General features: G+C 55.4%; 16 protein-coding genes and 1 pseudogene. 4 read left to right on the top strand and 13 right to left on the bottom strand.

The features are described 5' to 3' along the window. Positions 1 to 35: 35 nt before the first annotated feature. The 3 genes and pseudogenes from BZ163_RS16985 to BZ163_RS16970 all read right to left on the bottom strand — a co-directional run bounded on the left by BZ163_RS16985 (position 36) and on the right by BZ163_RS16970 (position 2,730). A pseudogene (locus BZ163_RS16985) lies at positions 36 to 888 on the bottom strand (ABC transporter ATP-binding protein). A gap of 441 nt (positions 889 to 1,329) precedes the next feature. Continuing rightward, positions 1,330 to 1,890 carry a YdeI/OmpD-associated family protein gene (locus tag BZ163_RS16980; protein ID WP_128871875.1) on the bottom strand — a complete coding sequence of 187 codons (561 nt, stop codon included), beginning with the start codon at positions 1,888 to 1,890 and terminating at the stop codon, positions 1,330 to 1,332. A 459-nt stretch (positions 1,891 to 2,349) separates the two neighbouring features. Further along, entirely contained in the window at positions 2,350 to 2,730 is a 381-nt protein-coding gene (locus BZ163_RS16970; protein WP_128871873.1) for a hypothetical protein, read from the bottom strand. Between the two features lie 152 nt (positions 2,731 to 2,882). Between BZ163_RS16970 and BZ163_RS16965 the strand changes: the two genes are divergently transcribed. Continuing rightward, positions 2,883 to 3,533 carry a hypothetical protein gene (locus tag BZ163_RS16965; RefSeq protein ID WP_128871872.1) on the top strand — a complete coding sequence of 217 codons (651 nt, stop codon included), beginning with the start codon at positions 2,883 to 2,885 and terminating at the stop codon, positions 3,531 to 3,533. A 260-nt stretch (positions 3,534 to 3,793) separates the two neighbouring features. Here the strand turns inward: BZ163_RS16965 and BZ163_RS16960 are convergent, their stop codons facing one another. Next, positions 3,794 to 4,981, bottom strand: coding sequence for a hypothetical protein (locus BZ163_RS16960; protein WP_128871871.1), 1,188 nt, complete (start codon positions 4,979 to 4,981; stop codon positions 3,794 to 3,796). Positions 4,982 to 5,966: 985 nt separating this feature from the next. After that, positions 5,967 to 6,620: a TetR/AcrR family transcriptional regulator gene (locus tag BZ163_RS16955; protein WP_228761556.1), complete on the bottom strand. Its 654-nt coding sequence runs from the start codon at positions 6,618 to 6,620 to the stop codon at positions 5,967 to 5,969. Between the two features lie 239 nt (positions 6,621 to 6,859). Here BZ163_RS16955 and BZ163_RS16950 point away from each other — a divergent pair, with 239 nt between their 5' ends. The 3 genes from BZ163_RS16950 to BZ163_RS16940 all read left to right on the top strand — a co-directional run bounded on the left by BZ163_RS16950 (position 6,860) and on the right by BZ163_RS16940 (position 9,532). Continuing rightward, the gene (locus tag BZ163_RS16950) at positions 6,860 to 7,699 is read left to right on the top strand and encodes a TauD/TfdA family dioxygenase (protein ID WP_128871869.1); all 840 of its coding nucleotides are present in this window, start codon (positions 6,860 to 6,862) and stop codon (positions 7,697 to 7,699) included. A gap of 52 nt (positions 7,700 to 7,751) precedes the next feature. Continuing rightward, positions 7,752 to 8,522 (top strand): class II aldolase/adducin family protein, encoded by a 771-nt coding sequence (locus BZ163_RS16945; protein WP_128871868.1) that lies wholly within the window; start codon positions 7,752 to 7,754, stop codon positions 8,520 to 8,522. A 77-nt stretch (positions 8,523 to 8,599) separates the two neighbouring features. Then, a complete protein-coding gene (locus BZ163_RS16940; protein WP_128871867.1) occupies positions 8,600 to 9,532 on the top strand; it encodes a 2-hydroxyacid dehydrogenase in 933 nt (310 codons plus the stop codon). Positions 9,533 to 10,083: 551 nt separating this feature from the next. Here BZ163_RS16940 and BZ163_RS16935 read toward each other — a convergent pair. The 8 genes from BZ163_RS16935 to BZ163_RS16900 form a co-directional block, all read right to left on the bottom strand. Further along, the gene (locus BZ163_RS16935) at positions 10,084 to 10,887 is read right to left on the bottom strand and encodes an SDR family NAD(P)-dependent oxidoreductase (protein ID WP_128871866.1); all 804 of its coding nucleotides are present in this window, start codon (positions 10,885 to 10,887) and stop codon (positions 10,084 to 10,086) included. Positions 10,888 to 11,348: 461 nt separating this feature from the next. Next, entirely contained in the window at positions 11,349 to 12,365 is a 1,017-nt protein-coding gene (locus BZ163_RS16930) for a CNNM domain-containing protein (RefSeq protein WP_128871865.1), read from the bottom strand. Then, positions 12,362 to 13,738, bottom strand: coding sequence for a hemolysin family protein (locus BZ163_RS16925; protein WP_128871864.1), 1,377 nt, complete (start codon positions 13,736 to 13,738; stop codon positions 12,362 to 12,364). The genes BZ163_RS16930 and BZ163_RS16925 overlap by 4 nt, the downstream gene beginning before the upstream one ends. 611 nt (positions 13,739 to 14,349) lie before the next feature. After that, entirely contained in the window at positions 14,350 to 14,928 is a 579-nt protein-coding gene (locus BZ163_RS16920; protein ID WP_128871863.1) for a hypothetical protein, read from the bottom strand. A gap of 421 nt (positions 14,929 to 15,349) precedes the next feature. Then, a complete protein-coding gene (locus BZ163_RS16915; RefSeq protein ID WP_128871862.1) occupies positions 15,350 to 16,081 on the bottom strand; it encodes an anti-sigma factor domain-containing protein in 732 nt (243 codons plus the stop codon). Next, complete coding sequence (locus tag BZ163_RS16910; protein WP_371916813.1) at positions 16,078 to 16,644, bottom strand: sigma-70 family RNA polymerase sigma factor; 567 nt, start codon at positions 16,642 to 16,644, stop codon at positions 16,078 to 16,080. The genes BZ163_RS16915 and BZ163_RS16910 overlap by 4 nt, the downstream gene beginning before the upstream one ends. Before the next feature lie 106 nt (positions 16,645 to 16,750). Continuing rightward, positions 16,751 to 17,293, bottom strand: coding sequence for a DUF3455 domain-containing protein (locus tag BZ163_RS16905; RefSeq protein WP_128871861.1), 543 nt, complete (start codon positions 17,291 to 17,293; stop codon positions 16,751 to 16,753). A 353-nt stretch (positions 17,294 to 17,646) separates the two neighbouring features. After that, entirely contained in the window at positions 17,647 to 19,299 is a 1,653-nt protein-coding gene (locus tag BZ163_RS16900) for an HAD family phosphatase (RefSeq protein WP_128871860.1), read from the bottom strand. Between the last annotated feature and the right edge of the window lie 48 nt (positions 19,300 to 19,347).

Here is a 19,347-nt window from a genome sequence, read left to right as displayed (position 1 = left end):
ACTCCTGAAAAGGTTGATGGCCACAAGGGCGTTGATCAATGCAGTTCGGTGTCTTCGCCGACTTTCAGCAGTTCCATCAGGCGACCGGCCAGCGGCCCGATCTCCGGCAGCTTGCGGCGCTCCAGCGGGTTGTCGCGAAACGGCAGGTCGACGCTGATTTCTTCGATGATGGTGCCGGGGCGGGCGCTCATGACCAGCAAGCGGTCGGACATGGCGATGGCTTCGATCAGGTCATGGGTGATGAACAGCGCGGTTTTCTTTTCATCGAACAGCATCCGCGCCATGTCCTGCTGCAGGATCATCTTGGTCTGCGCATCCAGGGCCGAAAACGGTTCGTCGAGGAACAGCACCTGCGGGTCGATGGCCAGGGTGCGGGCCAGCGCAGCACGCTGGCGCATGCCGCCCGACAAGCTGGAAGGGGTAGTGGTCGGCAAAACCTTGCAGGTGGCAGCGATCGAGCAGATCTTTGGCCACCGCCTGACGCTTGGCGGCCGGCACACCCTGGATTTCCAGGCCCAGTTCGACGTTGCGGCGAATACTGCGCCACGGCATCAGCAGGTCTTTTTGCAGCATGAACGCCACCTGGCGGACCGGCCCGGTCACGGCTTCGCCGCCGACGAAGACTTCGCCTTCGGTAGGGCGATACAACCCGGAACCCATGTTCAGGATGGTGCTCTTGCCACACCCGGAAGGGCCGATGATCGACACCACTTCACCGCGGCGGATCTTGAAGTTCACCTCGCGAATGGCAAACGGCGCTTCGGACTTTCCCTTGGCCGGGAAGCATTTGCCGACATTGCGGAATTCAATTTCGGTGGGCTCCGGATTGTCCTTGGGAGCGGGCTTATTCCATTGCGGGGCGACGGCGTACATCTCGTTCACAGCCATTGGGAAGGGTCTCTGGTCTGTTTTATAGGTGATACGCCGTTTAGTGCATGAACAATGCCAGAGCTGTGGACGTTTTGTTTTTTGTCAAAAACTCCTTTGTTATTAGATGTTTAAGGAGATTTCAGATTATTTTGAGCGTTTCATATATGAAACGCGGTTTCCTATTTGGCACGAAATTGCACATTGATCGTGCGAGGCCCGGAAAAACGCGAGCGCGCGGTGCCTGTTCAGGTAACGCCTGATGAGGGGAAACAGCGGATTTGTTTCGCGGATGAAACGGCGAGGGGAGATGGCGCGGGTGTATGGAGGTTGATGGGTGGCGCTGATGAATCGTGAAGGGCCACCCCAGGCGGACCTCGCCGAGGAGGCCCGAGCGGTCCTTGAATATTAAGGCCGGTCAGCTTCGATGATGGTCAGCTCGCGGCGATTTGTCAGGCGTTTTCAACGGAGTGTTCCATCTGCCTCGGGCGCACGGAAGGCCTTACTGTAGTAGCCGGACTGGTCGAAACAGCAAACGTGTTTCTTGCCGGAAGCCAGCATATCGCAGGCATCATCAATTCGTTTTGCGCGAGTCTTGAGTTGCTTGGCTGAAGTAATCCAGTGTATCCAGTCTACTCGTGCGATGGTCGTCGTATTGTTCCAGACGTTACGAGCCTCAGGAGCGGCTGTCAGTGCCTCCTGAAAATCTGCCGGGATGTCAGGCTCGGGTTCCTTCTTCACAGGGGTTAGCTCCAGCATAACGATATCCCCAACAACCGAGCCCGCGGCTTCGAGTAACTCTCTGCTTACCTGCAGCCAATGGCTCAACTGACCATCCGGCTCAAGGGTTGCCTGGAAAGGGTGCCCATTGATTGTGCCTTCAACGGTCGTCCTTCCTCGCCTCGGAAGCTGTTCACTCACGTCTCTTGGCAGTACTACGAACGCCCAGGATGCATCATTACCAGGCTTTGCCGGGCGAAGAAGCTTTGCTTCGAATCGGGATTTCACATCGATTGTTGTCATTGCCACTCCTCCAATTCATACGCCTGACTACGCTACCAGCCACTAGGCTGTCCAGCGGCTGCTTAGGACGTGTTCCAGGCCGCGACTGATGCGACACGCAGCATTTGCCTTGCGATCGTTCAGCCACGAACGTCGAAGATCCAAGACGATGAGGCCATGAGCGTTTTTACACACTCTGGGCCAAAAGCGGACACCGAGTGTCTACCGAAAACTGGGCAGCGGTGAGGCGTCGTTAGGCAATATTCATCAGGTGAGTCATTGTCATCCTCGGCGGCGCACTGGCACACCTCATCATCGTCAAAGGTTACCCAGTTGGTGCAGTCATCACCGATACCGGAGAGGTCCTCGCTCCATTCAACAGGCTCGAAGGGCAGGCCGCAGTCCAGGCAAATTGTCGAGATGTACATGGGAAGCTCCGCATTAGGTAGAGCCTCGAATAATGTCGTCACGACCAGCCCCCTAGAGCATGTCTCCTGAAATGACGCAATTGAAATAGCGGTCGGGCTCCACTGTGATGCGCCGATAATTCTTCAGGGCCAGGGACCACATATTGGCTTTCGCTGCGGGTTTTGACTCCAGCACGCGGAGAGCGCCGTCGGCCCAATTGTGTTCCAAGTAGACGTAATGCTCGGCCTTGAGATGCTGGGCCTGGTGCCGCATTACCAGCTCTGAGTTGCCGGCGTCGTCGGCCAGCACGATGCTCACCGAGCTGCCACAGTGGTTACAGGTCCAGTCTCGCTCGTTGACGTCCTTAGTACGATCGAGGTCCTCAATGTCGCAGTGGTGGCAGGAATAACGCTGGTCAAAGCCGGTGGAAATCGGCAGCGGTCCATGGACCATAGGAGCTCCTTTAAGTGGTGATAACGTATTTTATCGTTAGTTTTAAGAGATTGATCAATTCGATTCAGAATCAGGTTTTATTTTGGAATCTGAGTTGATTCATAAACTGAATCGATATATGGTGCTTCTACTTAACCAAAGGAGATTCACCAATGACAAGCATCCTCTCTCTGATCGAAAACTCCAAAAAAGCCAAAAAAGAGTCGATCGCTTCCACCGTCAGAATGCCCGAGTCGCTGCATACCTTCATCGAAACGCTGGCCAATGATTTAGAGCTGTCGAAGCAAGAGATCATGCTCAAATTGCTTGAACAGGGTGCCGAGGCTGCCCAAACGGCTTTAGACGAGGTAGAAAAGGCCGAGTTAGCTCAGTTAGCTCTGGCGGAGGAAGCCGAGCCACAACCAGCCGCCGGCTTCCACATTTTGAACACCAACAAGGCCCATACCGATGATGACCATGAATGGATGCTGGCTCATAAAGCGGCTGCGGCGTTCTACTCGCCCTGGAAGCTGAACATCAACCGTATCAAGAAGGATGAGGTGGTGTTTCTGTACGAGAACGGCAAAGGCATCGTGGCCTATGGTCGAGGCACCGGTGACGTTCAAATGCGCGAGCATGAGGGTGAAAAGGACGAGTGCCATTATCAGACACTGGAGGGGTTCACGATTCTTGAGCAACCTCTTTCCGCTGCCGCCATCAAGAAAGCGCTGGATCGTAATGTGGTGTTCCTGAAGACCATGTCGGGCATGCCGGACGGGCAAAAGGTGCTTGATCTGATTGAGTCGAAAAAAGCGAAATCTTGAAAAAAGTACCGTCCGCGACTAACCGCCTTTACGCTCACTGCTCCACAAATGGCCCGCTCTTGCGGGCCTTTTTGCGTCCGCCAGGCGACGTACCAGGGGTGCAAACCCCGTCCGGGAAGGGTGTTTTTTTGGGGCCAAAATGGGGTTTATCCAATGACGAGGTAAACGTTATGAAAATTGCGGTTCGTGAAGACGGAAAAACATATGAGGCGCGTGGCCGACTTCTGTGCGTCGTGCGTGATTGATCGGAGTGGCCGTTTTCAGTCGTTGATGGGTTTCCCCATAAGGGCACGAGCAGTTCGATATTCCGACTCGTAGACACTCATCATTGAAGCGATCAAATCTGTGGACCAGCCATCTTTCTGGAAGTCTCGAACCAGAATTGCCATCGTCTCGGCAAAGCGAAACCAGCATGCACCTTGCCAATAAGCGACTACCACGTCAGCAGGTAGCTCATGACGCGCTTTAACAGCCAGATCGAAGCATACGCGTACGAGGTTTTGCATGCTTTTGAAGGAGGGTCGACTTGGTTTGAGTTGAACCCAGTTTCTCAGCAACCTGATTTTGGAGCTTTCAGGCATGTCCTCAGCCTCTGCCCAGACCTTACCTAGGTAGGTCACAGGCTTTTGTTTCTTCCCAGACCAACCCGATGCTTTGGCAAGCTTCTCAAGCGCGTGTTCCATTGGATTCGACCAGCTCTGAGCTGATCCACACCATTTCGGGATCGCCCAGGCAGCGTGAACGCTGTTGTGAGAATTCTCGCTCACCTCCCAATCCCAGTTTGCTATTTGTGCCTCAGCTATGAGCCATGCAGCGAGTCTCAATAGAACTGAAAACGCATCAGCTGCCATCAGTTGACCCACTCGCTTATCCCTGTCTATCTCATCGTCGTTTTTGAATTCGCTCAGAAGGTCTGCCATCAGATGGCGGCTAGCCGGGCATCCGAGATGCTCAACCACCTCTGCCGAGGTGTACATGAGATAGCGGTCGTGATGCCTGGAAACGGATCGAATGCCAACACCACTGAGGTCAGAGATTTGGTAGAGCTTTTCCTGCCAGTACTCCAATACAACCGGAGTGGAGAACGCTGCATGCTCCAGAAAGCCAAGCCAGTGAACGACGGTTGAGACGCTGTAGCCATTACCTAATTGATACTTAGCGAATTGAAGTGCGCCCCTGGGTAACGGAGTCATATGGAGGCGCTTCTTCACTGATGACAATGAGAGGCTTGCAGGGTCCTCCGAGAGCATTTTTTGTGCGGTCTTGAAAGTCGGCAACCCCCTGCGAATCTCTCGGCTAGCTGACCAAACCTCTCGAAACTGAACGCCCAGTAGAGTAAGTGTTTTATCAAGTGGAAGAAGCAGGACCGCGTTGCAGCCGCGCGCATCTTCGCCAAACGAGTCGAAAAATTCCGTTATTTCATCCTGAGAACACAGAACACTATCCATGACTTTTAGTATGCGTCCATAAGTAGACGTTGCGATTATTTGAATAAGGGCTGAGGAGCGAGCGCTGAACACGATACCTACAATGTGTTTTTTCCATCGCATCGATCAGCTGACTTCCATAGCACTCGTAGATAAATGTGATCGGCTGAAGGCGCCGCTACGACACCTTCAGTTCGACTAATCAGATTTGGTTTTCCCAGTCATCAGGACGACCATCGTCGCCACGAGACTCCCAATAAGCGTCATGGTTGGGGTTCAGTTGATTCGAGTGGTTGTCTTGATCGCTTTTTTGGCTCATGTCCGTTTCCTTTAGGGGATGCAAGCAGTGAGTTGCGTGCGAGTTCAGTATCGGAAACAAAGCTTGGCCAAAATAGGGAATTGAAATGGAAATTTTCAGCCACTGCCTTAAAGGCATTAACTCTTGAAATGTCCCTAAGGCAAGGACGCCAACATTGCCTACTTCCGACTGACCGGGTGGACCAAACTCACCTAAGGTCCTCAGAGCCGCAAAGTGAAATCCTCTTTGCCTGCTCCTAGTCAGTCTTCTTTTGGTCGCTAACTTCCCTTCGTGAAGGGCAGCTATGGGCCGTTTTCCGCCTGTGACCAAGAGCCGAAATCGGCCCAGGCTGTGTGAAAACGCATGCGCCATTTCGAAGTGTGCGTTGCTACGTGAAATCTGCCAACGTTTGGTTAACCAGCAGACTGGAAATTTGCATAGGAACGCGCTTTTCGCTCCAGTCCTGACTGTCAAACCTGCTCCAAAACGTTTTCACACAGCCTGGACCCAAAGCGGTCGGTCGTAGCCGGCAGGCATTTACCCAGCGAACCCTTGAGGGGGTTATTTTCCATTGATTCGATCCCGCAGCCGATGCTGTCTGAAGGCCAAACCGAGTCAAATAAGCGAACGAAGCTGCTGATAACGGAGCATAGGGTAAATACGGCGTGAGGAATGTTGACAAAATCCCGTTGCTGTATGGGCCGCCTGTCAGTCGAATGCGGATGGACGCAGGCAACCGATAGCCATGGCGACCAGGCTGTCGAGCAAGGCCGGATGTTCCAGCTGTGCCGGTGTATCCTCCAACACCGACCGGATGACACTGCGCAGCCCCTGTCCTAGCAAATAAGCCGCCAAGGCAGGGTGCTCTGTGGTGATCTCATGCTCGTACAGATGCAGGAGCGGCAGCCAGGTCGCTTCGATGAATTCACCCGTCGTGCGGTAAGGGCCGCGCCACATTCCCAGGTGCAAGGCGCAGTGGTAACGCAAGTGAAAGGCGTTGTTCAATTTGAACAGGCGCGTTTCGACACGAATGATGTTGGCCAGAATATCGCGCAGTGCCGATCTCAATGGCACGCCAACCAGCCTTTCGCGCACCCTCAGTAGTTCCTCGGATTCCTCGTCGAGAACACGCTCGTACAGCAAGGCAACGATCGCGTCCTTGTTGGGGAAATATTGGTAGATCGAGCCGACGGCGACCCCTGATATTTCCGCGATGCGGGCGACGGTCAGCGCGTTCTCGCCTGCCTCATCAAGGATCCGCAGGCACGCCTGCTCCACCGCGTCGACTAGTGCACGAGAGCGTGATTGGGTCGGACGCTTGCGTAACGCGGGAAGCTGCGCCGGCGAGGACTTTGTGCTCATCGTGGTTTCATCTCCTGACTTGTTTATGGAAATCCGAGTGCTGCATTTATCGCCGTACTAACAATCTAATATTGTTCAACTAAATCAATCAGTTAACTACATATGTGGTCACTTGTTGAATGCGAATATCTCAGCCGTCGCGACGTGAGTATGATCGTTTTCGTCAACCAGACATCGTCCAGACGCGTAGTAATGCGCCCCATCAGATCGGATGTTTCAACCCTATCGGGAGATTGTCCATGCTTTCATCTTTCACCGTCCGGCCCCTTGGTCCAAACCTGGGTGCCGAGGTACTTGACTTGGATCCGACATCATTGATTTTGCCAGCAACGCTGGCGGCGCTTGAGGCGGCTCTTTTCAAACATGAAGCCATCGTGCTGCACGTCCCGGAACTAAGGCCCGAGCAACATTTGGCGATTGCACGGTATTTCGGTGAGCCAGAAGTACACACCTTCTATCCCAACCTGGGCGAGGGCCTTGAACAGATCACCGTGATCGACTCCAAGCTGGGCGATCGTGCTGATATGTGGCACCACGACGAGAGTTTTCTGCCCAGCCCACCGATTGTCACAATGACCCACGCCCGGATCCTGCCGCCGTGTGGCGGCGACACCTGCTGGATCAGCATGACCACGGCTTACGACGCGCTGTCCGAGCGCATGAAGCACTACCTCGAAGGCCTCAGTGCCTGGCACGACATGAACGGCCCCATGACGGCAGCGCTGCGCCAAAACGTCGTCACGCACGAGCGCTATGTCGAGGTCATAAAAGCGAACCGACGGCACCTGCATCCGCTGGTTATCCAGCACCCGGTGACAGGTCGCAAGGCGCTGTACCTGAGCCCGACCTACACCACCCATATCGACGGTCTGGCCACCTCCGAGGGCGATGCCATCCTTGCCTACCTGCATGCGCATTGCCAACACGTCCAATTCGGTTTCCGCCATCGCTGGCGAGTCGGCGACATGGTGCTCTGGGACAACCGTAGCGTTCTCCACAACGCCATCCTCGACTATCAACCGCACCAACGGCGTATGCAGCGCACCTCGGTTTTCGCCCGCGGGTCGTTCCACGGTTAATTCATTGATTGGTCAATCACCGCTTGTGACAGTGGCTCAAGAGGAAACAGCTATGTTGAAGGACTCGCTTAACCAGGATTTGCTGGCCCGCTTCGCTCCCATGCCAGGTCGATATGCGCTGCTGCCCGAGTTGACGCCCCACCAGACCGTGGCATTGCTGTGTCGGGTGTTGTATCGCGAGGGTTATAACGACCATATCGCCGGCCACATCACCGTTCGCCAGGACGACGGCACGTACCTGGCCAATCCGTGGGAACTCACCTGGGGGGAAGTGACCGCCTCGGATATCGTGCGCCTCGATCCGCAAGGCAGGGTGATCGAGGGGGAGTGGAACATCACGCCGGCCATCAACCTGCACATTGATGTACACACCGCCCGGCATGATGTCGGCGTGGTGATCCACAACCATCCGCAGTGGGGATCAGTGTGGTCGGCGGCCGGGCGTATTCCACCGATCTATGATCAGACGTCCGCCCTGGTTGACACCGACCCGGTGCTCTATGACGAGTATCAGGGCACCGTTGAAGACACCGAACGAGGCCGCGCCGTCGTGGACGCTCTCGGAACGCAAAAGTGGGCGTTGCTCGCCAACCACGGCGTCCTGGTGGTGGCCAACGGCATTCGCCAGGCACACCTGCGCGCGATCACACTGGAGTGGCGCAGCCGTCTGGCCTGGCATGTCGAAACGCTCGGCGGCGGCTCACCGCTGCCCGCCAGCGTCGCGCTCGCCACCGGAGGGCGCACCGATGCCAATGGGTTCCCATTCCTGTGGGAAGCCATGGCTCGCGAGGAAATCCGGCGCGATCCAGCCGTTCTTGAATAAACCTCCCACCGGTCACGGCGGCATGACAAACGTCCACGCCGCTGATACCTCGTACTTTGCCGAGACATGACAACGCGATGAAACCCACTTTGCTACTGCTTTCCCGCCTGCCCGATGATTTCATCATCCGCCTGGGCGAGCATTTCGACTGTCACTCATATTCGCTTCTTGACGAAAAGCGGTTCATGGAACTGGCCCCCACTGTGCGAGGCATTGTTGCGACTGCCGAATCCAGCGTACCCCGCGTATTGATCGCTCGACTGCAAGCGCTGGAAATCATTTCGGTGATGGGTGTCGGTTACGATGGAATAGATCTTGAAGCCGCGCGCGAACGCAACGTCCGGGTCACCCATACCCCTGGACTGTCCACCGAAGACATTGCAGATTTCGCCATCGCGCTGTTGCTGTGTACCGCACGTCAAGTGCTAACCGCCGACCGATTTGTGCGACGAGGTGAATGGACAGTCGGCCGCCATCCGATGACTGCGCGGGTGTTTGGCGGGCGAATGGGCATCGTCGGTTTGGGCCGTATTGGCAGAGCAGTGGCTTTACGAGCCCTGGCGTTCGGTATGAGCATTGCGTATACGGGGCGCACGCCAAAGGCTGATGTGCCCTATCGCTGGTGCAACGATGTACAAACATTGGCGGCGAGTGTCGATTATCTGGTGTTGTGCGCGAGCGGTGGCTCCGACACTCACGGCATGATCAACGCGGCCGTGCTGGCAGAGCTTGGCGACTGCGGTGTATTGATCAATATTGCGCGCGGCTCCATCGTCGACGAAGATGCCCTTGTCGAGGCCTTGCGCGACCGCAAGATTCTCGCGGCGGGGCTCGATGTGTTTTGCGATGAGCCGCACGTTTCTCGGGCATTGCTAGCTTTGCCGAACGTGGTGCTGACACCGCATATGGCCAGTTCTACTCATGCGACAGTTCATGCAATGCTGGATCTGACTTGCAACAACTTGACAACTCATTTCGCGGGGGAACCTGTATTAACTCCAGTGAGCTAGCGCTGCTACCGGCAGACCTTGCAATGAAGTTCGACCTTGTCGCTGCCGCTCTTACTGACTGCTTTTGGTCCAGGTTGTGTGAAAACGTTTTGGAGCAGGTTTGACAGTCAGGACTGGAGCGAAAAGCGCGTTCCTATGCAAATTTCCAGTCTGCTGGTTAACCAAACGTTGGCAGATTTCACGTAGCAACGCACACTTCGAAATGGCGCATGCTTTTCACGCAGCCTGGGCCGATTTCGGCTCTTGGTCACGGGCGGAAAACGGCCAGAAGCCGACTATCGCCACTGCTGGCTAAGTGACCGCTTCAGGCTGTATTTCAGACATTGTCGGCTTTGAACTGATATGCCTTGATCCTACGAAACAAGCGCTCCACCTCATTGCGCTCGCGATACGCTTGAACTGAACGCGAGTGATATGCATGCGGATGCTGGATTGTCAGCGTTCCCGCAGGTACTCATAATTTTCGTGAACAGGCCTAGAACAGTGCTGGCGTTTCAATTGGTTGGGTGCTCTGTTAGATAACTCATATCAAGCTATCAAAATAGAAGCATTTACTTTTGCTTAGGCAACCAGGGCACGCCATTGATGTGGCTGCCGCCATCGACAAACAGTGTATTACCTGTCACATAACGGCAATCTTCGCTGGCCAGAAACAATGCTGCACCGCCAATGTCGCGCTCGGGGTCGCCCATATAGCCCATGGGGTTCAGCCGCAGCATATCGGCTGCGTTGTCAGGCTGGGCGGTTGCGAACTTTTGATATGCCTCGGTGTTTGCCCCGGGGCAAATGGCATTGCAGCAAATACCATAGGCCGCCCACTCGCGCGCGGCGGAGCGTGTGAGAGTGCGCAGCGCCTCCTTGGCCATGTTGTAGTCCACCGAATAGGGGTGGGCGTTGACGCCGTTTAGCGAGCACATATTGATGACCCGGCCCCAGCTGCGCTCTTTCATACCGGGAAATGTCGCCTGCATGGCCCACAGTGCTGATTGCGTGCCAATGCGCCAGGCCCAGTCGGCGTCCAAATCGGTCAGCGTATCCACACTCGCAAAGCCGGATGGGCTATTTGGGCGGCGGCCCCAGGCATTGTTAACGAGAATGTCTACACGGCCAAAGTGTTGTTGGGCTGCGCCCACCATGTCTTGTACAGCAGCGCGTTCGCTCACGTCTGTGGTAGCAAAGCCTACCTTCACACCAAATTCAGATCGGATTTCTGCTGCAGCGGATTCACCTGCTGCAGCATTAATATCCGCCAGCCATAGCGAAGCGCCTTCGGCTGCGAAACGACGGGCCAGGCCTTTGCCAATGCCGGCTCCTGCGCCGGTAATCAGGGCCACACGGCCTTGCAGTCTTTTCATTTGATGTCTCCGCTTTGTGATGGGCGGCTTTGCGCCGGTACAAGTCACTGTGCGCGGGGGAGCACTGTGTGGAATCGTTAAATTGGACTAGGATCTGTTCACATTAACGTAGGTGCTCAAAGATCAAGGCGATATCACGAACCTGCCGAACCTCACGTCCAGCTCGTCATAACGGGTGACTGCTACCGCTGCGAAACAGACGATAGTCGACGAAACTCGAACGACAGCAATGGGTCGATTGCTGCCTGTTGCGACCGGCAGAAAACGGCCAGAAGCAGCCGTTCAAGTCATTCAGCCCTAAACCAAAGATAACCAGTGAGCAGCTTCAATACGTGCTCAGCCGCATAGGGTCATGAGCTCGATCAGCAACGAAGCTAAGCTGAAAACTGTCTATACCAAGCAAGATGTACCTGCCAAGTGGTTACGGGAACACCCGAACATTTATGACATACATGCGACCGTTAGGTATTGGAGGCAGCAGGAAGCACTCGTTTGAGGATGTCGGCCAACGTAACAACGCCCAGCAAGCGATCCGCGCTCACGACTAAAGCAAGCTGAATGCTCGATTTACGCATGCGCGCAAGTGCTTCATAGACGGGGGTTTTCGCATCAAGCACAAAAGCTTCGCGTGCAAGCTCATGCGCAAACCGAGTCTCTGGCTCAAGCAAGGTGTCGCGTACGTGAACCACCGAGGGTTGTATGCCCTCGGTTCCCAGCACGAGAATGCGCAGGTGCCCGGACTGAATGGCCGCAGTGCGGACATCCGCCACCGTCGCATCCCGCGTAACGTGAACCAGCGCCTCTCCCTCGATTAGCAGAGCTTCGACGGGTAGCGTGCCCAGGTCGATCAGGCCTGAAATCTGCTGCTGCATCTGCGGCTGTAGCGTGCCGACCTTCGCCGAATGCTCAACGAGCTGCCTTATGGTCTCAATATCCTGACCACCCACTGCGGCGCTTTCAACTGGCTCAACACCTGAGGCTTTTACGAGACGATTGGCGATTCGATTCACCCAGCGCAACAGCGGACGTAGCGGCCAGGTATAGATGCGCGAAACGATGCCAATTGCCAGAGCGGATCTTTCCGGGTGTGCAATGGCCCAGGACTTGGGCGCCATCTCACCGACAACCAGGTGCAAGAATGTCACCAGGAAAAGCGCGAAGCCGAAAGCTGCGCCACCAGCAGCCCACTCAGGCAAGCCCCACGCGATGAACACTGGGCCGAGCCATAAGTCGACCGCAGGTTTCGTCACCGCACCTAGGGCAAAAGTACACAGCGTGATGCCCAACTGAGCACCGGCAAGCATCAACGTCAAATCATTCATGCCGCGCAGCGCAGCACGAGCAGACGGACTGTTGACGGCCAGCTCTTCAAGGCGGTGCCGGCGAGCGCCGAGCAACGCGAACTCGATGACAACAAACAAGCCACTCAGAGCGATCAGCGCGACTGTTGCTATCGTGACTATCAGCGGATCATTCATTGCCCTTCCTCCGCCATAGAGACTTTGACCAGCCGTATGCGAACTTCAGTCGGAACATGTCGTTCAATACGCAGTACATCAACTTCGAGTCGATATCTCACCGGCTCGTCGGAGACCAGCTCGGCAGCATCGATAGGTAGATCAACGGTGACTGTGTCGCCTTCTCCAGGCAGTGCGCCAAGCTCAGCGATCAGCATACCTGCCACTGTTTCAACATCAACGCGCGGCAGGTCGTGACCAATAATGCGCCTGACCTCGTCGAGGTGAACGTCGCCCTCCATTGTCCAGGTGTTTTCCCCTTCAGACACGATGGCATCGCCGACTTCTGCGTCATGCTCATCGGTAATTTCACCGACGATTTCCATGGCGAGATCTTCAATCGTAAGCACTCCAGCGAAACCACCATACTCGTCGATAACACAAGCTAACTGATCGGTTGTTTGAACCAACTGATCAAGAGCATCTGGCAGCAGCATCAGCGTCGGCAGCACCTTGGCAGGTCTCATCAGCGACGCAACGGTCTCATTACTGTTTCCCGTGGAAAGACGTGCAAGCACGTCGGCGAGATGTACAACACCCACAGGGGAATCATCATCGTCAATCACCGGGTATCGGGTGTGAGCACGCGCCATTAGCCCTCGCAGCTCTTCGAGCGTCGTATCTGGCTCAACCCAGTCGACTTGTGATCTGGGCACCATAGCGTGCTCGACGTTGCGTTGCGGGAAGTCGAGGATGCGATCCATCATGAGTGAAAGCTCACGTGGTAGGTCGCCACTGTCACGCGAGTTCGCGATTATGTGCGGTAGATCGGTTGCCGAGGCGCTCACGTCGAGGTCATGAATCGGCTCAATACGCAGTAACTTCAGGAGAAGATTGGCAGATTTGTCGAAGAAACTGATTAGCCAGCCGAAGGCCGACATATAGAAGAGCGTGGAGCGGGCAAGCCCGAGCGACAAGGGCTCAGGGTTCGCAATGGCAAGGTTCTTCGGATAAAGCTCACCCACGATCATTTGGATAATCGTAGCAGCAACTAGGGCCATACCTGTACCGACGGCCACTCTGGCGTCGGGCGGAATACCGGTTCCTGCGAGCAGAAAGCCTAATGGCTCACCAACCAAGGGCTCAGCGACATAACCAACAAGTAAGCCTGTTACGGTAATGCCAAGCTGGGCACCCGACAGCATAAAGCTTGTGCGGTTCGTGACGGCTAATGCGCGCTTTGCCGACGTATCACCGGCAGCAGCCAATGCTGAGAGCCTGGTACGGTCAACCGCCATGTAGGCAAATTCTTGCGCAACGAAATAGCCGTTTACAGCGATGATCGCCAGGATGACCAGGATGCCAAGAATGAGGGTAGGGATAGTTTCGATCATTTGGTGGCACGACCAAATTCAGAATCTGGACAGCGGATGTGTGTTGCGGGGCTGGGGTCCACGAAGGATTCCATGCAGATAAGGAATCGAGAGCATACGGGCGTTTGCTCCGTGTCGTCTAGCTAGAGAGCCTTTTCCGTTTGTTAATGCCTACTCCAATCGACCTATGGCCTAGAAACTGGAAAAACGCAGCTGGCTGCCACCAGCACAATCGCATTCATATCACGCAAACATCGTCATGAAATTGAGCTGTGACCCTCTACGATGAAACCACCTATTTGAATGCCTTGAGGAAGCGCGGCGCTCCTGAAGAACCTCGATTAAGGTTGACTGACTTCCTCAGGACGTGAAGCTGCCGGTCGCGACAGGCAGAAATCGGCCAAAAGCAGCCAGTCGGATGCATCCAGGAAACTGAAATCACCCTGGCTTTATAGACAAATCTGAACTGCGGTCTTTTGTCAGATGCTGTCATCAACGACTGTTTGTGTTTGACCGGGACCGGGGATAACCGGTCCCGGTCGGCACGGTAGGACGGATCGCCAACCAGAGTGTGCAAGCACAGCACTGTGCAGATTGTCTTCGGCGAGGCCTTCTCTGGTCAGCGCACGTTGCTAGCGTGAGGTTTTGATTTCCAGCACTTCGGTGTAGGTGGCGTCGACCGTCTGACCGACCTTGAGGTTCTTCATGCGGGCCTGGAGCTCAGGGTCCTCGACCTTGACAACTTTCACTTTTCCTTCTGGAGGAAGCAAGGTCACTTCATGCTTTTTCAAGTCAATGTCGGTGATCTTCGACGTGACCTTGACCTGACGAAACGCCTCACCGCCCGGATTAGGGTAGTCCTTGTCGGCGCGGGTAATCGCTGATTTGGTGCTGACACCTCTATCGCTATTAACATCAGTGTCGAGCGTGTAGGCAACCGAGCGGATAACATATATATCGACCTTATCACCGACCTTCAGGTTGTGCAGGGCCTTGGCCTGGTCGGTGAGCTGGATGGGTACCTGGCTTTTGTCGGGACCTTCCACAGTGACCTGATAGTTGGCCGCATCGACAGCCAGTACGTGCGTAATGATATGTCTCTCCAGAGCAGTACTGCCCAGCGGCACATCGGCTGCATGGGCCGTAAAGCTGGCGGTGGATATGAGTGAGGCGAGGGCAACAGCGGGAGCAAAAGACCTAATCGGTTTCATAGACCTGCTTTCCATGTGATGGCCGAAGGAGCAACGCAGCGAGCGCGTTGCGCCCGCGAAAGCATAGTCGGCTGCGAGGGCATCTGCCGCCCGCGCGGTTGAGTTCACTGACCGCTAGCCACTTGGTAGCCGATCGGGGATCAAAAGGAGTTGGGTGTGTCCAAGGTTGTGAAAGTGCTGTCAGTCCTGTTTATGTGGTGTATCGAACTACTACAGGTAGCTGTTGGCCATAAGCGCTCCACAGCAGTCATACAGGGCGAGTGACCACCGGTGTGCTTTCTTCACGGTTATGCTGAAAAACGCCAACAGCACCTGAAGTATTTCAAATTGCCACTGAACAGTTGATTTAGCTGGGCACTCAGGTAGAGATGTGAGAGGCGAACAAGGCCGCCTCAGCGGCCTTTTCATCCAAAGCGCTCGCTCAGATCACTTTAACGGCCCGTCCAATGAACTGAATCGGTCCTGTGGGTTTCCCAGTCGGCGATCCATTGGGGTTTTCCAGAGTCAACTCAAAGAGTTGGTTGGGCTCCAGCGGCGGCAATCGATCCAAGGGGACAGAAAGCGTTTGCCCAGGTTTGACCAGTCCAAGGGATACCGGACCTTGCCAGCCATCCCCCTTGGTCCAGAACTCAAGTGCTTTGTCGGTTGGGACTTGAGCGACCCCCAACGGTATCAGCTGGATTTCTCTTGGGCTGCTGGCCTGAATGACCCAGCCGGGCGCCTGGTTCTGGGGAGCCACCAGAACGACCAGGTAGGTGGTCTGTTTCACCGGAGCTGTTTGTGTCAGCAGCATTGTTCCGAGCAACAACGCTGCGGCCAGACCTGTCCCCGCCAGCCCACGCCATAGCGGCAGAAGGTTCCACCATGAGATTGGCTGCGCGGTGGCCGTCACTCGTGAAGCTCGCCGGTCAATGCCGTTCAAGCTGCGCTCGATACGCCCCCAGAGTAATGCCGTAGGTGTTTGCGGTTCAGCCAGTTCGGTCAACGCAAGCAAACGTTGTTCCCATGCATCCACAACCGCTCGCAAATCGGCGTCATGAGCAAGACGCTTTTGTACTTCGCTACGACGCGCTGCCGACAACGTGCCTAACACATACTCACTCGCCAGCTCTTCAATGTTGTCGGGGCTGTCATCCTGTGGGCTTATGGTCATCCCATGCACTCCCGCAATGCCACCAGACTGCGTTTGATCCAGGCTTTGACGGTCCCCAGCGGTGCGCCCAGTTTCTGTGAAATTTCTGAGTGCGAATAGCCGTCGACATACGCATGAAGGATGCAGTTGCGACGCGCCGGCTCCAGTTGCTCGAGGCACACATAAATACGCCCTGAACGGGCTCGATAATCGAAGGCATCCACATTCTCCAGCGATGCCTCCATGGACGCTGAATCTTGCAGTGCTGTTTCCCGCTGTTCACTTACTTGTACCTCCCTGGCGCTATCACGCATGAAGTTGAGCGCCAGATGCCGCGTTACGCTGAAAATCCAGCCACGCGCAGAGCCTCTCGCTGGATCGAAACTGGCGGCACGGGTCCAAATCTTGATAAAGACATCGTGCACGATGTCTTCGGCCAGGGCGTTATCACGAGCGATGCGCTTGGCAACACCCAAAAGACGAGCACTTTCCTGCTCATACAATTCCCGCAGTGCCTGCTGCTCGCCTCGGGCGCAAGCACTCAGGCAGGCTTCATAGTCAAAACAGGGCTCAGGCAAGGACAAGGTTTTCAGCCATCAGCAGGTGGTAAATTCCCCAGCCATAGGGCTGGGGTTGCATCGAAGAAGAGTAGACGACTTGTGCGCCGACAACCTGGACTGGGTCGTTGGCTTAGTTGGCTGCCCAAAAAATATAGTCAGCCTGATATTTCACTACTTCCCGTTTGCCTCTGTTTGCGGCGGAGCATTCGGTCATGGGCGCTACGCCCCCTTTAATGGCCACCCGCTGGATGTAACTGACACCGTTCATCGCGCCTTTACCCTCAGCAGGGTTGGCCTTGACCAACTGATAGGGGAGGTCGCCGGTGCCTGAGGGGGCAACTGCCAGTTGTGTCCCTGTGATTTTAGAGCCGTCTTTGGCTTGCCAGGTAGCGGGCGGTCCGAAGTAAGTGCCGACCTGTGTGCCGTTGCGATCATTGAGTACCGCTTTGGGGCCGACGAAAGTCCACTCAGTCTGGCCAGCGGCGTTAGCCTTGTCGCGGCACTCATACGTGATTTCGCCCGTCCCCACGGTCTCCAGCGCGATCTTGTGACCGTCCGGGACCTTGATGGTGTCGGGCAGGTCTGTTTGCGCATAGGCAGCTGGCACATTGACCAACAAGCAGGTAGCTGCAAGCGCAGTACTAACAAAGCACAGGTATCGTTTAGCGTTCATGCAAATCTCTCCAGAAAGTGGTCAGTTCAGCAGCTATGGCTACTACCTGTACTACCCGCGGGAGGGTTAACTGGATGCACCTGATTGAAAAAATAACTGTGGAGAAAGGGTTGTAGCGTTACTGTTGATCGCTTGACTGTGTGAGTGACTGCTTTTGCCGACTGTTGCCGGCCGCGAAGGGCTTGATCCGACCCAAAGCTGACGGTGGAGACAGGTTGAATCCACAGCCAAAAGCAGTCATTCAGATGTGTCTACGAATTTGAGGGCTATTCAATCACTCATGCCCGGTTTCCCAGAGAAGTAACGACCCGTGGTGGATTCCTGGCAGGTAGCTACGGCTACCTTTTAGCGTTTTAAAGTTTCAGATCCCATGCTTTGAGTTTTTTTGCAGCGGTACCGAAAGGCCCCAACTGATAGACCGCTGCGCCAGCGGGCGAGAAAACAAATGACTGGAACGGCTCTGCATTCATCTTGTCGAGATAGTCGCGAGGTGCAACGCCTGTGCTCACATGGGGATTGAAATTCTCGCCAGACATCTTCGGGACGAATGTTGATACGTATTGGATGAGCGCCGCGTCACTGGCGGGATCGTCGTGTGTAGCAGTAAAAGCACCGATAGGGCCGGATTCAACCGTGAAAGGCTCCACCGCGGCAATGATGTCCGCTTGCAGCTTGATGATTTCTGGCGTCGGTCTTGCGCAAATTCCGGCGACCCCGAGCGCTCCAGCGGGAGCGTAGTAGTATTTGAACGCCTCCAGCTTCATGGCTTTGACGTTGGCGCCAACCAGAACCCTCTCCGCAGCGGCATAGACCTTGTCAAGGTCCTCAGTACGGACGAAGCGCTGAGTCAGCGTGATATGTGGACGGTGTTCGGCATCCAGGGCGAAACCTTTCGGGAACACTGCGAGCAGGCGGGCGTTATTGGCGTCGGAGTACTTGAGCATCTTGCTGTCCGGCTCAAGGAGGATGTCGATTGCTGTGACCTCGGACTGCGCGGCTGGGAAAACGGTTTTCCAATCACTCTTCATACTGACAACGGTCCACCCGCTCTTTTTCGCCTGTTCATCCAGTGCGGGTGGGAAAGCACCCAGTTTGACGTCTGGCAATCCACGAGCCGGACCATAGGCAAATTCGCGTTGTGCATCATCGTGCAGCACCAGCAGTTCGAATCGCAAACCACTGCCACCTTGTGTGTACTCCAACATTTCTTTGTCACCGCGAGAGTTACCAAAAGCGGCGATCGGGCGGCGGCCAATGTGTTGATTGATACCAACCGGCTTGTCGCTCTTGTCATCCATGAAGTTGAGTTCCGGTAGGCGCACGAGTACGGGCTTACCATCGCGCAGCTCAAATTTCGTTTTGACGCTGCTGCCAATGACCTGATCGGGCGGGATACCGTAAACCTGCTCGGCCCACGGCCGCATGAACTCGATGCCGCCACCGGAGACGATGAAGGTCCTGAAGCCATTCCCTCGCAAGTAGTCGAGCAGTTCGAGCATGGGTTGATAGGTCATTTCGGTAAAGCGCTTGCCGGTTTTCGGATTTTTCGCCGTCGCGATCCAGTCCTTGACGATCTGCTCGAACTCCATCGTGGTCATCCCCGTGTGGGTGGCCATGAATATCTCAAGCAGCGCGTGCTCGCCCCCCGCCAGAGCCGCTTTCAAGTCACCCTTGAGCAGCGATGCGAACGGTTCCTGAGTCTTCCACTCAGGATGTTGATTGCTAAGCGCCTTTACTTGATCAAGCGCAAAGTACAGCTGAACGGGAAGGGGCTGTTCGCTCCAGAGCGTGCCGTCATTATCGAACGTGGCAATGCGTTCCGGCACCGGCACAAAGTCCGGGGAGTCGGGCTTGGTGACTTTATCGACAAAAGTGACGATGGCCTGCTTGGCTTTGCCATCGTTCCAGGAGGGAAGCGGATCAGCGGACTGTACGCCGATCGCGGTAAACGCCAGTACACAAGCCAATAGGGCGGCCAGGACCGTTTGTATACGCATAGTCTTCATGGATGCGGCTCTCAATAATAGAAGCCGCACCCAGTGAAACGGGTGCGG

Source organism: Pseudomonas sp. VI4.1, assembly GCF_002029345.1.
Lineage (GTDB): Bacteria > Pseudomonadota > Gammaproteobacteria > Pseudomonadales > Pseudomonadaceae > Aquipseudomonas.
This window is presented reverse-complemented; position numbering and strand designations above follow the sequence as displayed.